This window comes from Methylobacterium oryzihabitans (assembly GCF_004004555.2).
Classification (GTDB): Bacteria; Pseudomonadota; Alphaproteobacteria; order Rhizobiales; family Beijerinckiaceae; genus Methylobacterium; species Methylobacterium oryzihabitans.
Map to the genome: position 1 here is coordinate 44740 of NZ_SACP01000022.1, position 21426 is coordinate 66165.

Here is a 21426-nt window from a genome sequence, read left to right on the forward strand (position 1 = left end):
GGACCCACCGATGAAGCTGCGCGACTTCAAGGCCCTGACCTTCGACTGCTACGGCACGCTGATCGACTGGGAGACCGGGATGGTGACGGCGCTCGAGAGCCTGACCGGTCGGGCCGCCACGCCGCTGACCCGCAACGCGATCCTGGAGGCGCATGCCCGCCACGAATCGGCCCAGCAGGAGCAGATCCCGGGCCGGCTCTACCGCGACGTGCTCGCGGTGGTGTACAAGCGCCTCGCCGAGGAATGGGCGGTGCCGGTGACCTGGGACGAGTGCGTCGCCTACGGCCGCTCGGTCCGCGACTGGCCGGCCTTTCCCGACAGCGCCGAGGCGCTCGCCTACCTCAAGCAGCACTACAAGCTCGTGATCCTGTCGAACGTCGACAACGAGTCGTTCGGCCACAGCAACCGGAAGCTCGGCGTCGCCTTCGACGCGGTCTACACCGCCGAGGACATCGGCGCCTACAAGCCGAGCCCGCGCAACTTCGACTACATGCTGCGCAAGCTGAAGGGTCTCGGCGTGCGCAAGGACCAGATCCTGCACACCGCCGAGAGCCTGTTCCACGACCACAAGCCGGCCAACGCCGCCGGCCTCGCCTCGTGCTGGATCCACCGGCGGCACGGGGACGAGGGCTTCGGCGCGACCATGAACCCGGGCGCGATGCCGCGCTACGACTTCCGCTTCACCGGCATGGCCGAGCTGGCGGCGGCGCACCGGGCCGAGGCCGGCGCCTGAGCCTTCATCTTAGCGCCGCATTAACCATGCTCACCCTATCGCCGGGGGCGGCCGGGAGCGCGAGCATGGGTGGTGAACTGTCGAGGCGCCGCGGGCAGGCCCTGAAGGCCGCCCGGGCGCTCGCCCGCAGCGGCGAGCACCGGGATCATTCCAGCATCCTGCCGATCCTGCGCCGGAACCTCGACTTCCGCGACGCCGAAGGCTGGTTCAGCGACGCGCGCTTCCAGGCGCAGCTCGACGGGATCTGCGCCGGCCGCCAGCCGGTCGCGGCACCGGGACCGCGTTGAGGCCCGCCCGCCGCGTCGTGTGCCGCCTCGTCCTGGCGGCCGGCGCGGGTGCGCTCCTCGCCGCCTCGCCGGCGCCCGGGGTGCTGAACGGCCTGCGGCGGATCCTCGAAGGGCGCTGGGTCGGCGACACGCTCGAACTGCGCATCGACCAGGACGCCGTGCTCGCCAACGACGACCCGTCGAAGCCGTTCCAGTGGAGCGCGCTGACGATCATCGACGTCAGCGGCTCGGTCATCATCTTCGACATCGGGGCGCGGCGCTACGTCGGCCTCCTCGAAGGCGACCGGCTCACGGTCTCGATCGGCGGCCGGCTCGGGTCGCACGTCCTGGTCCGGCAGGCGCCGCAGGGGGCGGCGGGCCTGGGATTGCGGCGCTGAAGCGCCGCAGGCGCGGGATCCGCGGATCTTCGCCCCGGTCCGGACGTTCTGCACACCAGGGACCCGGCCCCGCCAAGTTGCCGGCCTGCCAAGTTGCCGGCCCGCCGGATCCCCGACCGGCCAAGTCGCCGGCCGGCGGATCGCCGTCCGGCACGAGCATCGTGCCGGTCATCCCCAGACACGAACCCCGGGCGGTCAAGTTGCCGGCAAGCTGATTTCCGCGTGTTTTCTGGCGCGGATGGCGGTCCGCACCCAGGAATGGCCGCAATCGCGTGGCTCCTCGCGCCGCAATGGCGGGCCGGCGAGCCCGCCGCCAACGATCCTGTCGCGAAGTTCTCGTCCGGCCGGCATGGCCGTCCGGGCGGGGCCGCGCATGGAAGGGAGTGAGATGCCCAACAGCGGCCGGTACTACTACCGCATGGTGCTCCTGCTCGCGGCGGAGCCGCGGGTGCGCGCCCAGCTCGCCGAGACCCTGGAGCGCCTCGGCTGCGTCGTCACCGCCTTCGCCACCGAGGCCGAGGCGCTGATCTGGGCCCAGGACGAGGTCGCCGAACTCGCCATCGTCGACAGCCTGTCGGGCTCGGGCTTCGGCGTCGCCCTGGCGGCGCAACTGCGCCACGAGGGCGTGCCGGTGATGTTCTTCGACGGGTTCGATCCGGGCAGCGGCACGCTGAGCGCCGAGCCGCCGACAGTTCCGGGCCTGTCGCGTCATCTGCCGCTGCCGGAGTTACTCGACGCCTATCTCGCCTGACCTAGATCCTTCCGCTGGGCGCCGGACCGCCACGGTTCGGCACAGGGTCAACCCGGATCGTGCTGCTGCGGAACGTCCGGTCACGGCCGGCGCGCGGCCTGGCCGGCCAGCGAGGATGGATGCGAGGATGAAGGCAGAGACGCGGGCGTTTCCGGCGAGCGGCCAGACCAGGATCCCGTTCGCGATCCTGTTGTCGTTCCTGGCGGGCTGCGCCGATTCCATCGGCTTCCTCGCATTCGCCGAGCTGTTCATGTCGTTCATGAGCGGCAACACCACCCGGTTCGGCGTCGCGATCAGCCTCGGCGAATGGGACAACGCGATCCGGGTCGGCACCACGATCTTGGTGTTCTGCCTCGGCGCCTTCTCCGGCACGCTGCTCGCCGCGGCGGTCGGGCACTGGCGGCTCGCCGTGCTGCTGGGCCTCCAGGCCGCCCTGCTCGGCATCGGCATGACGCTGCCGCGCGGCCCGATGGCCTTCCCGTTCCACGCCTACCCGATCGTGTTCGCCCTCGGGCTCCAGAACGCCGTGCTCCAGGACGAGGAGGGCCGCAGCATTGCCCTGACCTACGTCACCGGCGCGGTGGTGCGGTTCGGCACCGGGCTCGCCAACATGCTGCTCGGCCACCCGGCGGCCTCGTTCTGGCTCCAGGCGCCGCTCTGGCTCGCCCTCACGGTCGGCGCGGTGGTCGGCGGCACGCTGCACCAGTTCTACGGCGAGTCCGCCTTCCTGGTGCCGGCCCTGCTGGCGGCGATCCTGGCGACGGTCTCGCTCGTCCTCACCCTGCTCTACGGCGACAGCCGCTACGTCTCGAGCGACCGCGCCCCGCCGCCCGACGCCGCCCCCACGGCGCCGCCGGCGACGCGCTGAGGCGCCCTTCCCGGCCGGATCCGCTCCGGCCGGGACCCTGCGGCCGTCCGCCGTCCGTTTTGATCTTTCAGAAAATTCTGAAACTTGTAATATGCGGTCGCCGAGCCCGGCGCCGCCCCCGTCGGCCGCGCTCGTCCGTCCGAGGGATCCGCCATGCTGTCGCAGGTCGACGCGCTGCTTCTCGCCCGGGCCCAGTTCGGGTTCACCGTGGCCTTCCACATCATCTTCCCGGCCTTCTCGATCGGGCTGGCGAGCTACCTGGCGGTGCTGGAGGCGCTCTGGCTCGCCACCGGCCGGCAGGTCTTCCTCGACCTGTTCAAGTACTGGATCAAGATCTTCGCCGTCGCCTTCGCCATGGGCGTCGTGTCCGGCCTCGTCATGTCCTACCAGTTCGGCACCAACTGGTCGGTCTTCTCCGACAGGACAGGGCCGGTCCTCGGACCGCTGATGGCCTACGAGGTGCTGTCGGCGTTCTTCCTGGAGGCCGGCTTCCTCGGCGTGATGCTGTTCGGGATGCACAAGGTCGGGCCGCGGCTGCACTTCCTCGCCACCCTGATGGTGGCGCTGGGCACGTTCTTCTCGGCGTTCTGGATCCTGTCGGTCAATTCGTGGATGCACACGCCCCAGGGGCACGGCGTCAACGAGGCCGGCCAGTTCGTCCCCCTCGACTGGTGGGCGATCGTCTTCAACCCGTCGTTCCCGTACCGCCTCGTCCACATGGTGCTGGCCGCCTACCTGACGACGGCGCTCGTGGTCGGCGCCGTCGGGGCGTGGCACCTCCTGCGCGACCGCACCCGGGCGGTGACCCCCGACAACGAGGGCGCCCGCACGATGTTCTCGATGGCGATGTGGATGGCGGCCGTCGTCGCGCCGCTCCAGATCCTCGCCGGCGACGCCCACGGCCTCAACACCCTGGAGCACCAGCCCGCCAAGGTCATGGCGATGGAGGGCCATTTCCGCAGCCACCCGGACGGGGCGCCGCTGGTGCTGTTCGGCTGGCCCGACGAGGCCGCCGGCACCGTGCGCTACGCGATCGAGGTGCCGAAGCTCTCCTCGCTGATCCTCAAGCACAGCCTCGACGCGCCGCTCGCCGGCCTCGACACCGTGCCGCGGGAGAACTGGCCGCCGGTGCCGGTGGTGTTCTGGTCGTTCCGGGTCATGGTCGGCCTCGGCTTCGCCATCCTGGGCCTCGGGATGCTGAGCCTGTGGGCGCGTGTCCGGGGCCGGCTCCACGACTGGGCGCTCCTGCACCGCTTCGCGGTCCTGATGGGACCGGCCGGCTTCGTCGCGGTGCTGGCGGGCTGGATCACCACCGAGGTCGGGCGCCAGCCCTTCACGGTCTACGGGCTGCTGCGCACCGCCGAGTCCGCCTCGCCGCTCTCGGCGCCGGCGGTCGCGTCCTCGCTCCTCGCCTTCGTGGTGATCTACTTCGCGGTGTTCTCGATGGGCGTGATCTACATCCTGCGCCTCGCCTCGCGGCCGCCGCACCGGGGCGAGCCCGGCGTCGAGCCCGGCCTGCCGATCCGTACCGCCGGCATCACCCCGGCGCCGTCGGTCCATCCGGACCGCGTCCTCCATCCGGCCGAGTGAGGAGGCCCGTCATGATCGCCAGCATCGACCTCACCGTGGTCTGGGCCTTCGTCATCGCCTTCGCGGTCTTCGCCTACGTGGTGATGGACGGCTTCGACCTCGGCATCGGCATCCTGTTCCCGACCCTGCGGCCGGGTCCCGAGCGCGACACCGCGATGAACTCGGTCGCCCCGGTCTGGGACGGGAACGAGACCTGGCTCGTGCTCGGGGGAGGGGGCCTGTTCGCCGCCTTTCCGCTCGCCTACGCGGTGATCCTGCCGGCGCTCTACGCGCCGATCGTCGCGATGCTGCTCGGGCTGGTGTTCCGCGGCGTCGCGTTCGAGTTCCGCTGGCGCGACCCGCGCCACCGCGCCCTGTGGGACGTCGCCTTCGCGGGCGGCTCGGTGGTGGCGGCGCTCGCCCAGGGGATCGCGCTGGGCGCCCTGCTCCAGGGCATCCGGGTCGAGGGCCGGGCCTATGCCGGCGGCTGGTGGGACTGGCTGACGCCGTTCAGCGTCATGGTCGGGATCGGGCTGGTCTGCGCCTACGCGCTCCTCGGCGCGACGTGGCTGGTGATGCGCAGCGAAGGGGCCTTGCGCGACAAGGCCCGCCGCCTGTCGTTCTGGCTCGCCGGCGCGACCCTCGCCGCCATCGCGGCGGTGAGCGCGGCGACGCCGTTCCTGGAAGGGAAGTACTGGGAGCGCTGGTTCGCGATGCCGGGCGTGCTGCTGACCGCCCAGGTGCCGCTCCTCGTCGCCGTCGCGGCGTGGGCATTCTACCGCCAGTTGCGCGGCGGCGCCGACAGGGCCCCGTTCCTGATCGCCCTCGGGCTGTTCCTGCTCTCCTTCGCCGGGCTCGGGATCAGCATCTTCCCGGACGTCGTGCCCGGCCGGATCACGATCTGGCAGGCGGCGGCCCCGCCGGCGAGCCAGATCTTCATGCTCGTCGGCGCCTCGGTGCTGATCCCGGTGATCCTGCTCTACACCGCCTATTCCTACTGGGTGTTCCGGGGGAAGGTGGACGCGGCGGGCTACCATTGAGCGCCGGGGCTCCCCACTCTCCGCTGTGGCGGCGCTTGCTGTGGTTCGCCGCGCTCTACGGCGGCAGCGTCGTCGTCCTGGGGATCGTCGCCACGATCCTGCGGGCCTGGCTGAGGATGGGCTGACACGATGCGACTGCCGCCGCTGGTCCAGACCTTCGTGCTCCATTTCGGCGAGATGGGCTCGCGCTGGGGCATCAACCGCACGGTCGGGCAGATCTACGCCGTGCTGTTCGTCGCCGAGCGCGCGCTCAATGCCGACGACATCGTCGAGCGACTCGGCGTCTCGCGCTCCAACGTCAGCATGGGGCTGAAGGAGCTGCAGGCCTGGAACCTCGTGCGGCTCCAGCACGTGCCGGGCGACCGGCGCGACTACTTCGCCACGCCCGACGACATCTGGCAGATCGTCCGCACCCTGGTCGAGGAGCGCAAGAAGCGCGAGGTCGACCCGACCCTGACCCTCCTGCGCGAACTCCTGATGCAGGAGCCGCACAGCCCCGAGGAGCGCCACGCCCAGGACCGCCTGCGGGAGATGCACGACCTGTTCGAGCTGTTCGCCGGCTGGTACGCCGACGTGCAGCGGCTGGAGACCGACCGGCTGGTCCAGCTCCTCACCCTCGGGGCGAAGGTCCAGAAGATCCTCGACCTCAAGGACCGCCTGCGGGTGCTGCCCGGCCGGCGCGGCCCTGCGGGACAACGAGGATAGCCGCGCGCAGGCGTGGCGGTTCCGGCACGATTATGGCATGGAGGGCGCCAGTCTCTTCCGCTCGGGATCGTCGGTCCATGACCACAGGCACTTCCCTCACCGCCGAACAGCAGCGCGGCTACGAGGCCGCGGGCGAGGCCGCCCTCAACGCCGCGCTCTCGCGCCTCCCGCCGGCCGAGCGCGAGGCGTACTGGGCCTCGGTGCGGCGCTGCTACAACGCCCCCTACAACGACGCGGTCCCCAAGGCCGCCCGCGCCGCGGCGCCGGACGCGCTCGCGAGCTGACGAAGCGGCGGGAGGAGAATCCCCTCCCGCCGGCCCGCTATTCCGCCGCCGCGGCCAGCGCCCGCTCGTAGGCGCCGCTCTTCAGCGCCGGGGCGAGCCACGCATCGACCGCCTGCTTCAGGGCCGGGTCGCGGGTCATCCAGTACGCCTTGTCGGCGTGGTCGAAGCTGTCGGGCACCGCCGCCGGGCACAGCACGCCGGGGTGGCGCCGCGACTGGTAGTCGACCTCGGCGCCGTCGCTGACGAACACGTCGGCCCGGTTCTCCGCCACCTCCTCGAAGATCGTGCGGTTGTCCGGGTGCAGGCGCTGGTTGGCGTCGGGAAAGTTCGCCCGCGCGAAGCGCTCGTTGGTGCCGCCGGGGTTGAACACCACCCGCACGTCGGGCCGGTTGATCGCCGCGATCGAGACGTAGCGCTCCCGGTCGGCGCAGCGCACCACCGGCCGCTTGCCGTCGGTCATCACCGGCACCGAGAAATCCGCCACCGCGGCCCGGTCCGGCGTCACGCTGACCCCGCCCATCGCGACGTCGTAGCGGTCGGCGACGAGGTCGTCCTTCAGGGTCTTCCAGGTCGTCGGCACGATCGTCAGGCTCACGCCGAGCGCCTTGGCGAGGTCCTCGGCCATGGTCACGTCGGCGCCCTTGAACGTCCCGCCGTCGCGGCGCAGCGAGTAGGGGGCGTAATCCCCGGTGAGGCCGACCCGCAGGGTGCCGTCCTGCCTGATCGCCGCGAGCGGGCGCGCGGCGGCCGGAGCGGCGAGGGCGAGAAGGGCGAGGGCGGCGATGGAGGCGTGGCGCATGGCGTCTGAGGCGTTCCCGACCCGGCAGACGGCGCCGGGCGGGCCGAGTCATCGCGGATGGCGGCGCGGCCGTAAAGGTCGGCGGCGCGAGGCTTGACAATCCGGGCGGTCCGCCCTCGATCCGGGGCGGGATGCACAGCGGGGTGACGGCGAGGTGAACGGAGCGAGCGTGCGGTCCCGGCTCCTCCGCCACCGGCCCAAGCTGGTCCAGGCGCTGCGCATGACGGTGGCGAGCCTCGCCACCTACGGCCTCGGCGAGGCGTTCGGCCTGCCGCAGGCCTACTGGGCGGTCATCACCGCGATCATCGTGACGCAGAGCAGCCTCGGCAGCTCGCTGAAGGCCGCCTTCGACCGCTTCCTCGGCTCGGTGCTCGGCGCGGCCTATGGCGGCCTCGTGACCTTCGTGGTGCCCCATCACGGCGGCTGGACCAGCGCCCTCGCGCTGAGTCTCGCGGTGGCGCCGCTCGCCGTCGCGGCGGCGGCCTCGGCGGGTTTCCGGATCGCGCCGATCACCGCGGTCATCGTGCTGCTGGGCACCACCGGGGCGACGCTCGGACCGCTGGCCTTCGCCCTCGACCGCCTGCTGGAGGTCGGCCTCGGCTGCGCCGTCGGCCTGCTGGTGTCGCTCGTCGTCGCGCCGGCCCGGGCGACGCGGGCCCTCGTCGCGCAGGCCGGCCGCACCGCCGAGCTCCTCGCCGACCAGCTCGCGGCGCTCGCCACCCTTGAGGCCGAGGAATCGGTCGAGGCGCTCGCCCTGCCGCTCGCCACCCGGCGCAGCCTCGCGCGGCTCGAAGCCCTGGTCGCGGAGGCCGACCGCGAGCGCCGCAGCCGCCTCGCGGTGCTGGCCGATCCAGACCCGCTGCTGCGCACCCTGCTGCGCCTGCGCCACGACATCGTGATGCTGCGCCGGACCGTGCGCGAGGCCGGCACCGACGTGATGCGGGCGCATGTCGCGGCGCCGTGGGCCGCCGCCGCCAGCGCCGGCGCCGAGCGGCTGCGGGCGATCGCCGCCGCCCTGGCCGGAGGCCGCGCCGCCGCCCCCGAGAGCCGCGACCTGACCGAGGCTGTCTCCGCCTATCGCGGCGCGATCGACGAGATGCACCGCAGCCACCGCACCGACGCCCTCACCACCGACGGGATCGGGCGGATCTTCTGGATCGCGTTCTCCCTCGACCAGCTCCGGCGCAACCTCGACGACCTCGCCGAACGCGCCGGCGACATGGCCCGCGACGAGGCCGACCGGGCCGGGTGAGATGTCGTCGCGCCGCCGCGCCTGCCGGGTTAGGGTCGCGGCAGACGCGATCATCGACAGGAGGTTCCGTGCCGACCGAGTACGCCGACGAGCTGAGGCCGATGGAGACGGTGGCCGACCCGGAGACCGCGGTCGACCGCCTCGTCGCCCTGCACGAGACCGCGACCGGGGCCCTGCGGGAGGCGCTGTCGCGCTTCCTCGCCGGCGGGCCGCCGCCGGACGCGACCGAGCGCCTCGGCTTCCGTTACCCGGAGCTGCGCCTGAACTACCGTCCGACCGGGCCGATGCCGCGGATCAAGCGCGCCACCGCGAAGTTCCAGGGGCCCGGCCTCTACGCCACGACCGTCACCCAGCCCGACCATTTCCGCGCCTACCTGCTGGAGCAGTTGCACCCGCTGATCGCGGATTACGGCGCGACGATCGAGGTCGGGCTGAGCGCCCAGGAGATCCCGTACCCCTACGTGGTCGAGCCCGGGGCCGAGCTGAACCGCGGCGACTCGACGTCGAGCGAGCTCGCCCGCTGGTTCCCGACCCCGATGCTGTCGAGCGTCGGCGACGAGATCGCCGACGGGCTGTGGCTCGACGTGCCCGACGAGTCGCGGCCGCTCGCTTTGTTCGACGGGCCGCGGGTCGACTACTCGCTGCGCCGGCTCGTGCATTACACCGGCTCGGACTGGCGCGGGATCCAGCCGTGGATCCTGCTCACCAACTACCACCGCTACGTCGACCAGTTCGTCCGCGTCGGCCTGTCGGCCCTCGCCGGCTCGCCCGACCGCTACGCGCGCCTGATCCTGCCCGGCGGCATCGCGGTCGAGGCGGGCGAGGCCGCCGGGGCCGACCCGGCGGCCCTCATCGCCGCCTCGCCCTGGCACCGCTACCAGATGCCGGCCTACCACCTCGTCGGCCGCGACGGGCAGGGCACGACGCTGGTCAACATCGGCGTCGGCCCCTCCAACGCCAAGACGATCACCGACCACCTCGCGGTGCTGCGGCCGCATTGCTGGCTGATGGTCGGGCATTGCGGCGGCCTGCGCCAGTCGCAGACCATCGGCGACTACGTCCTCGCCCACGGCTACCTGCGCCGCGACCGCATCCTCGACGAGCTGGTGCCGCCCGACGTGCCGATCCCGGCGCTCGCCGAGGTCCAGGTCGCGCTCCAGGACGCCGCCGCCGCGGTCACCGGCGAGCGCGCCGAGGCGCTCAAGCGCCGCCTGCGCACCGGGACGGTGGTCACCTACGACGACCGCAACTGGGAGCTGCGCTGGTCGCAGGAGCGGCGGCGGATCAACCTGTCGCGGGCGATCGGCGTCGACATGGAGAGCGGCACGATCGCGGCGCAGGGCTACCGGCTGCGGGTGCCCTACGGCACGCTGCTGTGCGTCTCCGACAAGCCGCTGCACGGCGAGATCAAGCTGCCGGGTGCCGCCAACGCGTTCTACGAGCGGGCGATCGGCGAGCACCTGCTGATCGGCCTCGCCACCCTCGACGCCCTCCGGCGCGACCGCAGCGGCCTCCATTCGCGCAAGCTGCGCAGCTTCGACGAGCCGCCGTTCCGCTGACGCAGAGGTCGTCCGGGAACCCATGCCTGTTTCGGACGTTCTTCAGTGTTGGTTGCCCCAAATCTTCTTTTGCTGGCTCCGACTTGGTATCGCCGCGATTTTGGGGTCATCGGACAAGAATTCGGGTGCTATCGTGCGATGTTGGTGGGCCCGGTAACCTCATCTTAATGCCGGAAGTCTTTGCTGAGGCCATATCCCTCCCAAGGCCTCCGGATCCGTCATGATCTCGCATGTCCGCAATCTGAAAATCGCCGTCAAGGTGGGCGTTGTCCTGGTGCTCATCAGCGTCACCGGCCTCGCGACATCCGGTCTGATGCTTCGCAACCTCTCCACGATCGAGGATACGTCGCGCTGGTCGAGCCACACCCACGAGGTTCTCGGGCAGGTCAACCGGATCGTCACCGAGATGGTGAACCAGGAGACCGGTCTGCGCGGATACCTGATCGCCGGCAGCGAGAGCTTCCTCGAACCCTACCGGCAGGGCGTCGACGCCTATGGGCGGGCGATGTCCGAGGCCCGGCGCCTCGTCGCCGACAATCCGGCCCAGCTCGACCGCCTCTCCGCCCTCGACCGTCTCGCCCGGCAGTGGCGCGAGGGGGTGGCCGAGCACGAGATCCGTATGATGCGCAATCCCGCCACCCAGGCCGAGGCCCGGCAGCTGGAGGTCGGCGGCGCCGGCAAGGCGGTGATGGACCCGCTGCGGGCCAAGGCCGCGGAGATCATCGCGGTCGAGGCCGGTCTGCTCAAGACCCGGGCGGCCGAGGCCGAGGCTGCGGGCGCCCGGGCCCGCTGGATCGCCGGCGCCGGCCTCCTGGCGATCCTGGCCTGCGCGGTCGCCGGGATCGGCCTGCTTCAGGCCGGCGTCGTCGGGCCGATCCGCCGGATGACCGCCGCGATGGGACGCCTCGCCGGCGGCGACCTCGGCACCGCGGTCGAGGGGGCCGGGCGCCGCGACGAGATCGGGGCGATGGCCGCGGCCATCCAGGTGTTCAAGGACAACCTGATCCGCACCCGCGACCTCGAAGCCGAGGCCGAGCTCGCCCGGGCCGGCGTCGAGGCGCAGCGCAAGGCGGCGATGCGCGAACTGGCCGGCCGCTTCGAGGCGTCGGTCGGCGGCATCATCGAGGTGGTGCGCTCCGCCGCGACCGAGCTGCAGGCCACCGCCCGCGCGATGAGCGCCACCGCGACGGAGACCGCGGCCCAGTCGACCTCGGTGGCGGCCGCCGCCGGGCAGGCGTCGGACAACGTCGCCACCGTCGCGGCGGCGGCCGAGGAACTCGGCGCGTCGGTGTCCGAGATCGGCCGGCAGGTCGCCGGATCGGCCTCGCTCGCGGGTTCGGCCGCCGAGGAGGCGACGCACACCGCCCACCTGGTGCGCGAACTCAGCACCAGCGCGACGCAGATCGGCAACGTCGTCGGGCTGATCTCGACCATCGCCAGCCAGACCAACCTGCTGGCGCTGAACGCCACGATCGAGGCGGCGCGGGCCGGCGAGGCCGGACGCGGCTTCGCCGTGGTCGCCGCGGAGGTCAAGGAACTCGCCACCCAGACCACCCGGGCGACCGAGGAGATCGCGCGCCAGATCGGCCAGATCCAGGGGGCGACGGGTCAGGCGGTGACGGCGATCGACGCGATCACCGGCCGGGTCCGGGAGATGGACACGCTGGCCGCCGCGATCGCCGCGGCGGTCGAGGAGCAGGGCTCGGCGACGCAGGAGATCGTGCGCAACGTCGCCCAGGCCGCCACCGGCACCGACGAGGTCCGCGGCAACATCGCCGGGGTGGCCCAGGCGTCCGAGGCCACCGGCGCCTCGGCGAGCCAGGTCCTCTCCGCCGCCGCCGACCTCGCGCAGCAGGCCGAGACCCTCGGCGGGGAGGTCGACCGCTTCCTCGCGACGGTGCGGGCGGCCTGATCCCGGCGACGTCTCCCGCTCGGAGCCGTCATCCCGGAGGCCGCGGGTTCAGCGGACCTCGGCGACCTTGCGGCTGAGGCCCGACACCGGCTCGGCCGGGGCGCGGACCGGCTGCGGGGTGGTCGACAGCTCGGCCTGCGGGCGGGTCGCCTGCGTCGCCCGGGCCATGTCGCGGTAGAGCGGCGGGAACACGGTGACGCTCGCGTCCTGGGCTAGGGCGGCCGTGCCGCCGAGGAGGGCGGTAACGAGGAGCGTGCCGGCGGCAGCGAGGCTGAGGTGACGCATGGGAGAATCCGTTCCTGTCGTGTGAAGACAGGAAAGCACGGATTGTTGCATTGCACAATAAGAATTGATGCACCGCAATATAGTGCCGTGCATTGGTCGATCCGGCAGTAGAGTGCCGGATCGACTGCCGGGGATCCCGCCGGCCCGCGTCATACCAACGGTGCTTGGAAATGGCCTTTGGTTCTACTCTCGAATTTCCGCTAAGCGTCTGGCTTGGTGTCGGAAATTCGAGATGCGTCAGCATCCCGGGCCGTTGGTATCAGTTGCTCACCGGCATGGCCGTCCCTTGCGGATGAAACGGGATCGCGGATTTTCTGCACCCGTTGCAGCCATCGAAGACAGTTTTCGTCTTAGCGCGGGTCTCCCTCTCCCGAGTGGGAGAGGGGACAGGGGTGAGGGTGGCTCGGGTGCAGAATCAAGCCCAACGGCTGAGCTGTGCAGCTCGACCTTCAGGTCTCCATTCTGCATCGTCTCCACCCTCACCCCTACCCCTCTCCCACCCGGGAGAGGGGATCCCGCGCTCAAAATTTCTGATTTAAAATCAATCGTTTACAACCAGTTTCCATTTAGCCCCCGAAGACCGAGGTGAGCTGCTGGCCGTTGCGGCTGATCGTGACCTCCCACATCGATTGCGGCGCCCGGGTCGCGCGTTCCAGGTCGCGGGTGGTCGGCACCGGGGTGCCGTTCACCGCCACGACGAGGTCGCCCTTCTGCAGGCCGGCGCGGTTGGCGATGCTGCCGGGATCGATCTCGGTGATGACCACGCCGTCGTTGCCGCTGTCGAGCTGCATCTCCTCGGCGACGGCGGGGGAGAGGTTCATCGCGGTGGCGCCGAGGAAGGGCGAGCGCGTCTTGACCTTCAGGGCGTCGCGCGGCCGGGTCTCGGGCGCCGGGGCCAGACGCACCGGGACGGTGATCCGGCTGGTGCCGCGCAGGACCGTGAACCGGGTCTCGCCGCTCACTCCCTTGAGCGCGAAGCGGTAGCCGAACGCCTCGGGGTCGTCGACCGCCTGGTTGTCGACCGACAGGATCACGTCGCCGCGCTTGAGGCCGGCCTCCTCGGCCGGGCTCTTGCCCTGGAGGCTCGCCACGAGCACGCCGGTCGGATGGTCGAGGCCGACGCTGTCGGCGATGTCCGGGGTGACGTTCTGGAGCCGCGCCCCGAGCCACGGCCGGCGCACGGTGCGCCCGCCGCCCTTGGCGGTCTCGACCACCGCCCGGACCATACTGGCGGGGATGGCGAAGCCGATGCCGTGGCTGCCGCCGGACTGCGAGTAGATCGCCGAGTTGATGCCGACGAGGCCGCCGTTGAGGTCGACGAGGGCGCCGCCGGAATTGCCCGGGTTGATCGCCGCGTCGGTCTGGATGAAGAACTGGTAGTCCGACGAGCCGACCTGGGTGCGCGCCAGCGCCGAGATGATGCCCTGGGTCACGGTCTGGCCGACGCCGAACGGGTTGCCGATGGCGATGACGAAGTCGCCGACCTGGAGCCCCTCCGAATCGCCGAACTCCATCGGCACGAGGCCACCGGTCGGCGCCTTGATCTTCAGCACCGCGAGGTCGGTGCGGGGATCGCGCAGGACGATCTGCGCCTCGAACTCCCGCCGGTCGGCGAGCGCCACCTTCACCTCGTTCATGTTCTCGATGACGTGGTTGTTGGTGACGATCAGCCCGGCGGCGTCGACGATCACCCCCGAGCCGAGGGAGCGCTGGGCACGCTCCTGCGGCACCCCGCCGGGCCCGGCATCGCCGAAGAACCGGCGCAGGAACTCGTCCATCGCGCCGCGGCCGGCGGCCCGGCGCTCGACATGGGTGCCGTAGACGTTGACGACCGAGGGCGCCGCCCGCTTGACCAGGGGGGCGAAGGAGAGCTGGACCTGCGCCTTGCTCTCCGGCAGGGCGCGGAACGGCACCTTGTCGGCCTGGGCCGCGGCCGGACCGGCGGCGGCCGAGCCGAGCAGGGTCGCGGCGAGCAGAAGGGGCAGCGGTCGGCGCATTGAGGGTGGCTCCGGGATATCGTCGGCCGACCCCTATATAGCACTGCGCTCAAAACATGGCGCCTCGGCCGCGGCCGGGGCCAGCATCGCCCCGTAGAGGCGGCACAGCGCCCGCGCATGGGCGTCGAGGCTCGCGGGGGCGGCCCAGTAGCGGGCATGGGCGGCGGCCCCCATCCGGCGCACCCGGTCGTCGTCGCGCAAGCTCCCGACCGCCGCCGCGAGGGCCTCCGGCTCGGGCGCGACCACGAACCCGGTCTCGCCCGGCGCGATCCGCTCGGCGGCGCCCGCGCGGTCGGAGGCGATCGCCGGGATGCCGGCGGCCAGGGCCTCGTAGACCGTCAGCGGCCCGGTCTCGAACCAGCGCGAGGGCGCCAGCACCGCCCGGGCGCGGTCGCGCAGCAGCGCCTCGACCGCCGCCGGCTCGCGCCAGCCCGCCATCTCGACCCCGGGCTGGCCGCTCAGCTCGCCCGCGAGCGGCCCGTCGCCGACGAACAGGGCGGTCAGGCCGGCCCGGGCGGCGGCCTCGGCGACGAGGTCGGCCCCCTTCTCGCGGGTGAGGCGGCCGACGAAGGCGACGGCGTCGCCGCGCTCCGGCCGGGCCGGCGCCGCCCGCGCGACCCGGACCGGGTTGTCGATGCGATGGTGGCGGAACGGCCGCCCGGCGAGCAGCGGCGCGAGCCGGGCGAGGCTGCCGTCGGAGACGTGGACGAGGTCGACCGGACGGTCGCGGAAGGAGCGGTCGAAGGCCAGCCGGGTCGCGGCGCCGCGGGCGAACCGGACGAGCTTGTGCGCCCGCGACTGCGGATCGCACGGCGCCGAAAAGCAGGACGGCGACAGCGGCGCCAGCCCGCACGGCTCGCCGGCGTCGAACCGGTAATAGACTCCGTTCGGGCAGGCGAGGAAGTAGTCGTGGACGGTGAGCGCGAGCGGACACCCGGCGGCGGCGAGCGCCGGCAGGATCGCCGGCGACAGGCTGCGGGTCCACTGGTGCAGGTGGATCAGGTCGGGGGCGAGACCGCGCAGGACCTCGCCGAGGCGGTGGGCGGCGTCGCGGTTCCAGATTCCCTCCAGCGCGCCGCGCCACGCCGGGAGGTCCCAGACGTCGGGCAGGCCGAGGCCGATCCGGCGGATCCCGGGATGGTCGAGGAGCGGATCGGCCGGGCCGTCGACCCCGTGGACGAAGCCGACCGCGACGCCGCGCTCGGCGAGGGCGCGGGCCGATTCGATCGCGACCTTCTCGGCCCCGCCGCGCGCCTGGGAAAAGTTCGTCACGACGACGACGTGCATGGCCGGCTCCGCCCGTTTCGGGACGCTGAGCCTAGCCGCCGCCGGGTTTACCGGCGCTCAACGGCCGGAACGGGGCGCAACAGCCCCGCCGGTCGCGCGTTGAGCCCTCGACCGGCGCCCGAGGCGCCCGACAGGAGACCCGCGATGAGCGAGACGACCAAGCCGACGACCGCCCCGGATCAGGCCGGCTTCCGGCGCGACAGCGCCAATCCCGGTGACGCGGCGCTGAAGGACAACAGCCAGAAGAAGCTCGACGAGCGCCTGGACGAGAGCCTCGAGGAGACGTTTCCGTCGAGCGATCCGGTCTCGGTGAAGATCACCAAGTGAGGGCGACGGCCCCGGACGCGCGGTCCGGGGCCGCTCCGGCGGTCAGCGGCCGTAGACGTCCTCGATGCGGATGATGTCGTCCTCGCCGGTGTAGCTGCCGACCTGGACCTCGATCAGTTCGAGCGGGATCTTGCCCGGGTTGGCGAGCCGGTGGACGCAGCCGATCGGCAGGTAGGCGGCCTCGTTCTCGTGGACGAGCTTCACGACGTCGTCGACCGTCACCTCGGCGGTGCCCTTGACGACGATCCAGTGCTCGGCCCGGTGGTGGTGCTTCTGCAGCGACAGCCGCGCCCCGGGGGTCACCGTGATCCGCTTGACCTGGAACCGGGTGCCGATGTCGATCCGCTCGTAGGAGCCCCACGGCCGGTAGATCCGGCGGTGGGCGTCGGCCTCCGGCTCGCCGCGGCTGCGCAGGGCCGAGACCAGTTCCTTGACCCCGCCGGCGGCGGCCCGCGAGGTGACCAGCACCGCGTCGGGCGTCGTCACCACCACGACGCCGTCGAGGCCGACCACCGTCGTCAGGGTGTCGCCCTCGCTGTGGACAAGGCTGCCGCGCGTGTCGCGCACCGCCACCCGGCCGCGCAGGGCGTTGCCGTCGCGGTCCCGGTCGGAGGCTTCCCACAGCGCGCCCCAGGTGCCGATGTCCGACCACGGGAACGAGACCGGCAGCACGCCGGCGCGCGACGTGCGCTCCATCACCGCGTAGTCGATCGAGATCTGCGGCGAGCGCCCGAACGCCTCGGGGTCGAGGCGGACGAAGTCGAGGTCGCGGGTCGCGGCGGCGACCGCCTCGGTGGCGGCGTCGAGCACGCCGGGGGCGTGGATCCGCAGCTCCTCCAGCATCACGTCGGCGCGGAACAGGAAGTAGCCGCTGTTCCACAGCGCGCCCTCGGCGATCAGGCCGGCGGCCTTGTCGGCGTCCGGCTTCTCGTGGAAGCGCTCGACCCGGTAGGCGCCGGCCCTGCCGGCCTCGTCGGGCAGCGGCTCGCCGGGCTGGATGTAGCCGTAGGCGGTCGCCGGCTCGGTCGGGCGCAGGCCCAGCGTCATGATCGCGCCGGCCCGGGCGCCGACCGCCGCGCGGCGGACCGCGCTCAGGAACGCGCCGGTGTCGCCGACGACGTGGTCGGCGGCGAGGATCAGCACCACCGCCTCGGGGTCGCGGGCGGCGGCGTGCAGCGCCGCGACCGCGACCGCGGCCGCCGAGTCGCGCCGCTGCGGCTCGAGGACGATGTCGGCCGCCGCCCCGACCTGGACGACCTGCTCGGCGACGATGAAGCGCGCGTCGGCGCTGGTGATGATGCTCGGGCGGGCGAACAGGCCGGCATCGTCCAGCCGCGCCACGGTGGCCTGGAACGAGGACCGGTCCGGCTCGACCAGCGGGATGAACTGCTTGGGGAACGATTCGCGCGAGGCCGGCCAGAGACGCGTGCCCGAGCCGCCACACAGGATGACCGGATGGATCAGGCCGGGATTGACGGAATCTGAGCTCATGCGATCTCCACCCCTGACGCGCGGTCAGGCTCTGTAAGGTATCCGTAAACGGATCGTGACTTTTCTGGCGCGCGGCCGCGTGCGGGCCGCGATCCGCTCTTCACATCTTGCCGCAACTTCGACCAAAGTTCCAGCGCCGGTTCGACCGCCGCTGCGGGCCGTGCAACAAGTCCGGCCGCGAATCGTCGGCTTCACGCCACGCGGAAGTTGCATGATTTCGCAGATCGCCGGCGCCCCTCGCGGGTAACGATGAATCTTCTTGCCGATCACGGAGTGAAGGACCCCCGATGTTTCCCAAGCCGCACCCTTCGCTGACCCCCAACACCTTCGCGTTCGAATCGCTGCCGCTGGTCGCGCCGAGCGGGTTCCGCGAATACGACGCCCGCTGGCTGTTTCCCAAGGACCTCAACCTGATGGGCGTGCAGGCGCTGGGGCTCGGCCTCGGCACGCTGATCCACGAGCGCGGCGTGCGGCCCGACATCGTCACCGGCCACGACTTCCGCGCCTACTCGACCTCGATCAAGCTCGCGCTGATCGCCGGCATGCAGGCGGCGGGCCTGCGGGTGAAGGACATCGGCCTGTGCCTGTCGCCGATGGCGTATTTCGGCCAGTTCGCCCTCGACTGTCCCTGCGTGGCGATGGTGACGGCCTCGCACAACGACAACGGCTGGACCGGGGTGAAGATGGGCGCCGAACGCCCGATGACCTTCGGCCCCGAGGAGATGACCCGGCTCAAGGAGATCGTGCTGTCGGGCGCGTTCCAGTACCGGGACGGCGGCGCCTACCAGTTCGTGCCGGACTTCTCGAAGACTTATCTCGACGACCTGATGTCGCGCACCAGGCCGGTCGGCCGCAGGCTGAAGGTCGTGGCCGCCTGCGGCAACGGCACGGCGGGCGCCTTCGCCCCGGGCCTGCTGGAGCGCCTCGGCTGCGAGGTCGTGCCCCTGGACGTCGAGGCCGACGCGACCTTCCCGCGCTACAACCCCAACCCCGAGGACATGGCGATGCTGCACGCCATCGCCGACAAGGTCCGGGAGACCGGGGCCGATGTCGGCTTCGGGTTCGACGGCGACGGCGACCGCTGCGGCGTGGTCGACGAGCAGGGCCACGAGATCTTCGCCGACAAGGTCGGGGTGATGCTCGCCCGCGACCTGTCGCGCCTGCACGCCGACCCGACCTTCGTCGTCGACGTGAAGTCGACCGGCCTGTTCGCCAGCGACCCGGAGCTGCGCGCGCGCAACGTCACGACCGACTACTGGAAGACCGGGCACTCCTACATCAAGCGCCGGGTCAACGAGCTGAAGGCGCTGGCCGGGTTCGAGAAGTCGGGGCACTTCTTCTTCAACGAGCCGGTCGGGCGCGGCTACGACGACGGCCTGCTCACCGCGATCGCGGTGGTGGAGATGCTCGACCGCAACCCCGACCGGTCGATGTCGCAGCTCTACGCGGCGCTGCCGAAGACCTGGGGCTCGCCGACGATGTCGCCGCACTGCGCCGACGACGAGAAGTACGGCGTGGTCGAGCGGGTGACCGAGCGGTTCCGGGCGATGCATGCCGGCGGCGAGGCGGTCGGCGGCGCCCGGATCACCGACATCGTGACGGTCAACGGCGTGCGGGTGACGACGGAGGACGGCACCTGGGGGCTGGTGCGGGCGTCCTCGAACAAGCCGGAACTCGTCGTGGTGGTCGAGAGCCCGGTCTCGGAGGCGCGCCTGCGCGAGATGTTCGCCGCCGTCGACTGCATCCTGCGCGAGAACCCGCAGGTCGGCGCCTACAACCAGACCCTGTGACGGCGGCGGGCTCGGGCGCCGGGGCGCCCAAGCCTTCGCTCAGGCGCCCGAGCCTTCCGCTCAGGCGCCGAGCTTGCGTTTGCGCTGGCCCAGCGTCCGCAGGCGGAGCGCGTTGAGCTTGATAAAGCCCGCCGCGTCGCGGTGGTCGTAGGCGACCGCGCCCTCCTCGAAGGTGACGAGATCCTGGTCGTAGAGCGAGTTCGGGCTCTCGCGCCCGACGACGTGGACGCCGCCCTTGTAGAGCTTCAGCCGCACCGTGCCGGTGACCATCTCCTGGCTCCTGTCGATGAGCGCCTGGAGCATCTCGCGCTCGGGCGAGAACCAGAACCCGTTGTAGATCAGCTCGGCGTAGCGCGGCATCAGCTCGTCCTTGAGATGGGCCGCGCCGCGGTCGAGGGTGATCGACTCGATCGCCCGGTGCGCCGGCAGCAGGATGGTGCCGCCGGGGGTCTCGTACATGCCGCGGCTCTTCATGCCGACGAAGCGGTTCTCGACGAGGTCGAGGCGGCCGATGCCGTTGGCGCGGCCGAGCTCGTTGAGCCTGGCCAGCAGCGTCGCGGGCGACAGCCGCTCGCCGTCGATCGACACCGCGTCGCCGCGCTCGAACCCGATGGTGACGACCGTCGGCGTGTCCGGCGCCTCCTCGGGGGAGAGGGTGCGCGAATAGACGTAGTCCGGCACGTCGAGCGCGGGATCCTCCAGCACCTTGCCCTCGGAGGAGGCGTGCAGGAGGTTGGCGTCGACCGAGAACGGGCTCTCGCCGCGCTTGTCCTTGGAGATCGGAATCTGGTGCTGCTCGGCGAAGGCGATCAGCGCCTCGCGGGAGCGGAAGTCCCATTCGCGCCACGGCGCGATCACCGTCACGTCGGGCTTGAGGGCGTAGTAGCCGAGCTCGAACCGGACCTGATCGTTGCCCTTGCCGGTGGCGCCGTGCGAGACCGCGTCGGCCCCGACCCGCTCGGCGATCTCGATCTGCTTCTTGGCGATCAGCGGCCGGGCGATCGAGGTGCCGAGCAGATAGACGCCCTCGTACTGCGCGTTGGCCCGGAACATCGGGAACACGTAGTCGCGGACGAACTCCTCGCGCAGATCCTCGATGAAGATGTTCTCCGGCTTGATGCCGAGCAGCTCGGCCTTGCGGCGGGCCGGCTCCAGCTCCTCGCCCTGGCCGAGATCGGCGGTGAAGGTCACGACCTCGCAGCCGTAGGTGGTCTGGAGCCACTTCAGGATGATCGAGGTGTCGAGGCCGCCCGAATAGGCGAGCACCACCTTCTTCACGCGCTTGGGGCTCTGGTCGGACATGCGGGAACGGGCCTCGGCTTCGGGGCTGGACGGGATCGGCGCGGCTTAACAGCCCGGCCCGCCCGCGTGCAACCGCGATGCCGGCCGGTCGTTGACCGCCCGTGGCGCAACGACGCCGGTCGCGGCGGTTGCGGCGGCGGGCCGGAGCCGCGAAGGTCGGGGCCTGACAACGGAGGGCTGGATGCCGCGACGGCCTACGCTCGAATTCTGGTTCGAGTTCGCGTCGACCTACTCCTACCTCTCGGCGATGCGGATCGAGGCCCTGGCGGGGGCGGCGGACGTGGCGATCCGCTGGCGGCCGTTCCTGCTCGGGCCGGTCTTCGCCGCGCAGGGCTGGACCTCGTCGCCGTTCAACCTCTACCCGGCCAAGGGCCGCAACATGTGGCGCGACGTCGCCCGTGAGGCCGCCCGCCTCGGCCTGCCGCCGCTGACCCGGCCCGACGCCTTCCCGCAGAACAGCCTCGCGGCGACCCGCATCGCGGTCCACGGCGCCGACGAGCCGTGGATCGGCGACTACGTGCGGGCGGTCTACACGGCGGAATTCGCCCGCGGCCAGGCGATCGCCGAGCCCGGCGCCCTCTCGGCGCTCCTCAACGACCTCGGCCTGGAAGGTCCGGCGATCGTCCGGGCGGCGACCCAGGAGCCCAACAAGAGCCGCCTGCGCTCGATCGGCGAGGAGGCGAAGTCCCGCGGCCTCTACGGCGCGCCGAGCTTCCTCACCGAGGACGGCGAGCTGTTCTGGGGCAACGACCGCCTGGAGCAGGCCCTCGCCTGGGCGGTGGGCGACCGGCCGGCGGGGATGCGGTAGGGG

21 protein-coding genes are annotated in these 21426 nt (G+C 71.9%); 15 read left to right on the forward strand and 6 right to left on the reverse strand.

Going from position 1 to position 21426, the window contains the following annotated elements; all coding sequences use genetic code 11:
• Positions 1 to 10 precede the first annotated feature (10 nt).
• The 9 genes from EOE48_RS19960 (at position 11) to EOE48_RS20005 (ending at position 6614) form a co-directional block, all read left to right on the forward strand.
• Positions 11 to 733, forward strand: a complete 723-nt coding sequence (locus tag EOE48_RS19960) for a haloacid dehalogenase type II (protein ID WP_127732413.1) — start codon at positions 11 to 13, stop codon at positions 731 to 733.
• 65 nt (positions 734 to 798) lie between these two features.
• Positions 799 to 1020 (forward strand): hypothetical protein, encoded by a 222-nt coding sequence (locus EOE48_RS19965; RefSeq protein WP_127732415.1) that lies wholly within the window; start codon positions 799 to 801, stop codon positions 1018 to 1020.
• On the forward strand, positions 1017 to 1397 hold the full coding sequence (locus tag EOE48_RS19970) for a hypothetical protein (protein ID WP_127732417.1): 381 nt from the start codon (positions 1017 to 1019) through the stop codon (positions 1395 to 1397). The genes EOE48_RS19965 and EOE48_RS19970 overlap by 4 nt, the downstream gene beginning before the upstream one ends.
• Positions 1398 to 1785: 388 nt before the next feature.
• On the forward strand, positions 1786 to 2148 hold the full coding sequence (locus EOE48_RS19975) for a response regulator (RefSeq protein ID WP_127732419.1): 363 nt from the start codon (positions 1786 to 1788) through the stop codon (positions 2146 to 2148).
• A gap of 127 nt (positions 2149 to 2275) precedes the next feature.
• Positions 2276 to 3016: a YoaK family protein gene (locus tag EOE48_RS19980; RefSeq protein WP_127732421.1), complete on the forward strand. Its 741-nt coding sequence runs from the start codon at positions 2276 to 2278 to the stop codon at positions 3014 to 3016.
• 153 nt (positions 3017 to 3169) lie between these two features.
• Positions 3170 to 4606, forward strand: coding sequence for a cytochrome ubiquinol oxidase subunit I (locus EOE48_RS19985; protein WP_127732423.1), 1437 nt, complete (start codon positions 3170 to 3172; stop codon positions 4604 to 4606).
• Positions 4607 to 4617: 11 nt separating this feature from the next.
• The gene (cydB, locus tag EOE48_RS19990; protein WP_127732425.1) at positions 4618 to 5625 is read left to right on the forward strand and encodes a cytochrome d ubiquinol oxidase subunit II; all 1008 of its coding nucleotides are present in this window, start codon (positions 4618 to 4620) and stop codon (positions 5623 to 5625) included.
• Positions 5626 to 5754: 129 nt separating this feature from the next.
• Positions 5755 to 6330 (forward strand): GbsR/MarR family transcriptional regulator, encoded by a 576-nt coding sequence (locus tag EOE48_RS20000; RefSeq protein WP_127732429.1) that lies wholly within the window; start codon positions 5755 to 5757, stop codon positions 6328 to 6330.
• 77 nt (positions 6331 to 6407) lie between these two features.
• Positions 6408 to 6614, forward strand: coding sequence for a hypothetical protein (locus EOE48_RS20005; protein ID WP_127732431.1), 207 nt, complete (start codon positions 6408 to 6410; stop codon positions 6612 to 6614).
• 37 nt (positions 6615 to 6651) lie between these two features.
• Here the strand turns inward: EOE48_RS20005 and EOE48_RS20010 are convergent, their stop codons facing one another.
• Complete coding sequence (locus EOE48_RS20010; protein ID WP_127732433.1) at positions 6652 to 7413, reverse strand: transporter substrate-binding domain-containing protein; 762 nt, start codon at positions 7411 to 7413, stop codon at positions 6652 to 6654.
• Between the two features lie 169 nt (positions 7414 to 7582).
• Between EOE48_RS20010 and EOE48_RS20015 the strand changes: the two genes are divergently transcribed.
• From EOE48_RS20015 to EOE48_RS20025, 3 genes are all read left to right on the forward strand, one after another.
• A complete protein-coding gene (locus tag EOE48_RS20015; RefSeq protein WP_246154619.1) occupies positions 7583 to 8665 on the forward strand; it encodes an FUSC family protein in 1083 nt (360 codons plus the stop codon).
• A gap of 101 nt (positions 8666 to 8766) precedes the next feature.
• On the forward strand, positions 8767 to 10224 hold the full coding sequence (locus EOE48_RS20020; protein ID WP_127732507.1) for an AMP nucleosidase: 1458 nt from the start codon (positions 8767 to 8769) through the stop codon (positions 10222 to 10224).
• A 223-nt stretch (positions 10225 to 10447) separates the two neighbouring features.
• Positions 10448 to 12136 (forward strand): methyl-accepting chemotaxis protein, encoded by a 1689-nt coding sequence (locus tag EOE48_RS20025; protein ID WP_127732509.1) that lies wholly within the window; start codon positions 10448 to 10450, stop codon positions 12134 to 12136.
• Between the two features lie 48 nt (positions 12137 to 12184).
• Here the strand turns inward: EOE48_RS20025 and EOE48_RS20030 are convergent, their stop codons facing one another.
• The 3 genes from EOE48_RS20030 to EOE48_RS20040 all read right to left on the reverse strand — a co-directional run bounded on the left by EOE48_RS20030 (position 12185) and on the right by EOE48_RS20040 (position 15705).
• A complete protein-coding gene (locus EOE48_RS20030) occupies positions 12185 to 12421 on the reverse strand; it encodes a hypothetical protein (RefSeq protein ID WP_127732435.1) in 237 nt (78 codons plus the stop codon).
• 566 nt (positions 12422 to 12987) lie between these two features.
• Positions 12988 to 14418, reverse strand: coding sequence for a DegQ family serine endoprotease (locus EOE48_RS20035; protein WP_127732437.1), 1431 nt, complete (start codon positions 14416 to 14418; stop codon positions 12988 to 12990).
• 33 nt (positions 14419 to 14451) lie between these two features.
• Positions 14452 to 15705: a glycosyltransferase gene (locus EOE48_RS20040; protein ID WP_127732439.1), complete on the reverse strand. Its 1254-nt coding sequence runs from the start codon at positions 15703 to 15705 to the stop codon at positions 14452 to 14454.
• Positions 15706 to 15849: 144 nt separating this feature from the next.
• Here EOE48_RS20040 and EOE48_RS20045 point away from each other — a divergent pair, with 144 nt between their 5' ends.
• The gene (locus EOE48_RS20045; RefSeq protein WP_127732441.1) at positions 15850 to 16032 is read left to right on the forward strand and encodes a hypothetical protein; all 183 of its coding nucleotides are present in this window, start codon (positions 15850 to 15852) and stop codon (positions 16030 to 16032) included.
• Positions 16033 to 16074: 42 nt separating this feature from the next.
• Here the strand turns inward: EOE48_RS20045 and EOE48_RS20050 are convergent, their stop codons facing one another.
• A complete protein-coding gene (locus tag EOE48_RS20050; protein ID WP_127732443.1) occupies positions 16075 to 17523 on the reverse strand; it encodes a mannose-1-phosphate guanylyltransferase/mannose-6-phosphate isomerase in 1449 nt (482 codons plus the stop codon).
• A gap of 287 nt (positions 17524 to 17810) precedes the next feature.
• Here EOE48_RS20050 and EOE48_RS20055 point away from each other — a divergent pair, with 287 nt between their 5' ends.
• Positions 17811 to 19313: a phosphomannomutase/phosphoglucomutase gene (locus tag EOE48_RS20055; protein ID WP_127732445.1), complete on the forward strand. Its 1503-nt coding sequence runs from the start codon at positions 17811 to 17813 to the stop codon at positions 19311 to 19313.
• A 60-nt stretch (positions 19314 to 19373) separates the two neighbouring features.
• On the opposite strand, the gene EOE48_RS20060 is transcribed toward EOE48_RS20055, so the two are convergent.
• Positions 19374 to 20615 carry an argininosuccinate synthase gene (locus tag EOE48_RS20060; RefSeq protein WP_127732447.1) on the reverse strand — a complete coding sequence of 414 codons (1242 nt, stop codon included), beginning with the start codon at positions 20613 to 20615 and terminating at the stop codon, positions 19374 to 19376.
• Positions 20616 to 20796: 181 nt separating this feature from the next.
• Between EOE48_RS20060 and EOE48_RS20065 the strand changes: the two genes are divergently transcribed.
• Positions 20797 to 21423, forward strand: coding sequence for a 2-hydroxychromene-2-carboxylate isomerase (locus tag EOE48_RS20065; protein ID WP_127732449.1), 627 nt, complete (start codon positions 20797 to 20799; stop codon positions 21421 to 21423).
• Positions 21424 to 21426: the final 3 nt, after the last annotated feature.

Bases quoted from the DNA above. Each gene is read 5' to 3' on its own strand.
- EOE48_RS20045 (WP_127732441.1), top strand. From the start codon at position 15,850: ATGAGCGAGACGACCAAGCCGACGACCGCCCCGGATCAGGCCGGCTTC.
- EOE48_RS19975 (WP_127732419.1), top strand. From the start codon at position 1,786: ATGCCCAACAGCGGCCGGTACTACTACCGCATGGTGCTCCTGCTCGCG.
- EOE48_RS20035 (WP_127732437.1), bottom strand. From the start codon at position 14,418: ATGCGCCGACCGCTGCCCCTTCTGCTCGCCGCGACCCTGCTCGGCTCG.
- EOE48_RS20050 (WP_127732443.1), bottom strand. From the start codon at position 17,523: ATGAGCTCAGATTCCGTCAATCCCGGCCTGATCCATCCGGTCATCCTG.
- EOE48_RS19985 (WP_127732423.1), top strand. From the start codon at position 3,170: ATGCTGTCGCAGGTCGACGCGCTGCTTCTCGCCCGGGCCCAGTTCGGG.
- EOE48_RS19965 (WP_127732415.1), top strand. From the start codon at position 799: ATGGGTGGTGAACTGTCGAGGCGCCGCGGGCAGGCCCTGAAGGCCGCC.
- EOE48_RS20065 (WP_127732449.1), top strand. From the start codon at position 20,797: ATGCCGCGACGGCCTACGCTCGAATTCTGGTTCGAGTTCGCGTCGACC.
- EOE48_RS20030 (WP_127732435.1), bottom strand. From the start codon at position 12,421: ATGCGTCACCTCAGCCTCGCTGCCGCCGGCACGCTCCTCGTTACCGCC.
- EOE48_RS19960 (WP_127732413.1), top strand. From the start codon at position 11: ATGAAGCTGCGCGACTTCAAGGCCCTGACCTTCGACTGCTACGGCACG.
- EOE48_RS20060 (WP_127732447.1), bottom strand. From the start codon at position 20,615: ATGTCCGACCAGAGCCCCAAGCGCGTGAAGAAGGTGGTGCTCGCCTAT.
- EOE48_RS20010 (WP_127732433.1), bottom strand. From the start codon at position 7,413: ATGCGCCACGCCTCCATCGCCGCCCTCGCCCTTCTCGCCCTCGCCGCT.
- EOE48_RS20020 (WP_127732507.1), top strand. From the start codon at position 8,767: ATGGAGACGGTGGCCGACCCGGAGACCGCGGTCGACCGCCTCGTCGCC.
- EOE48_RS20005 (WP_127732431.1), top strand. From the start codon at position 6,408: ATGACCACAGGCACTTCCCTCACCGCCGAACAGCAGCGCGGCTACGAG.
- EOE48_RS20040 (WP_127732439.1), bottom strand. From the start codon at position 15,705: ATGCACGTCGTCGTCGTGACGAACTTTTCCCAGGCGCGCGGCGGGGCC.
- EOE48_RS20055 (WP_127732445.1), top strand. From the start codon at position 17,811: ATGTTTCCCAAGCCGCACCCTTCGCTGACCCCCAACACCTTCGCGTTC.
- EOE48_RS20000 (WP_127732429.1), top strand. From the start codon at position 5,755: ATGCGACTGCCGCCGCTGGTCCAGACCTTCGTGCTCCATTTCGGCGAG.
- EOE48_RS19980 (WP_127732421.1), top strand. From the start codon at position 2,276: ATGAAGGCAGAGACGCGGGCGTTTCCGGCGAGCGGCCAGACCAGGATC.
- cydB (WP_127732425.1), top strand. From the start codon at position 4,618: ATGATCGCCAGCATCGACCTCACCGTGGTCTGGGCCTTCGTCATCGCC.